Raw genomic sequence first — 350 nt, 5'->3', positions numbered from 1 at the left:
GATGGCATTACCAACATCGTGCTTGGCGTAAACTGTTGCGCAAAGGAAAGATCAGACAAAGCATGTCCCATCGAGCAACATGCTTAGATAACGCCGCTTGCGAAACAGTCTTTAGTAAATTGAAAGCGGAAATCGGTGCCGATACACGTTATCGTAATCAAGATGAATTAAAACAAGCGGTTAAAGAGTGGCTTCACTTCTATAATGAACGACGCATTCAAGCAAAACTAGGCAACCCAACACCGCTTCAATATGAGCAGTATCTAGTTGCCTAGAAAAATATTTATTCAATTATTAAGCCAGAATATTCAACTTCCAACTTTTTGGGTACACGTCAGCTTCCTTAAATG

1 protein-coding gene is annotated in these 350 nt (G+C 40.3%); it reads left to right on the top strand.

Going from position 1 to position 350, the window contains the following annotated elements:
* On the top strand, nucleotides 1–275 hold a 275-nt coding region (locus H5975_RS08465), incomplete at its 5' end, for an IS3 family transposase (protein WP_204785641.1).
* Between the last annotated feature and the right edge of the window lie 75 nt (nucleotides 276–350).

The sequence above is a fragment of the Limosilactobacillus coleohominis genome (genome assembly GCF_016901675.1).
Taxonomy (GTDB): domain Bacteria; phylum Bacillota; class Bacilli; order Lactobacillales; family Lactobacillaceae; genus Limosilactobacillus; species Limosilactobacillus intestinavium.
The sequence above is the reverse complement of the archived record's forward strand: the minus strand, read 5'-3'. Positions and strand labels throughout refer to the sequence as shown.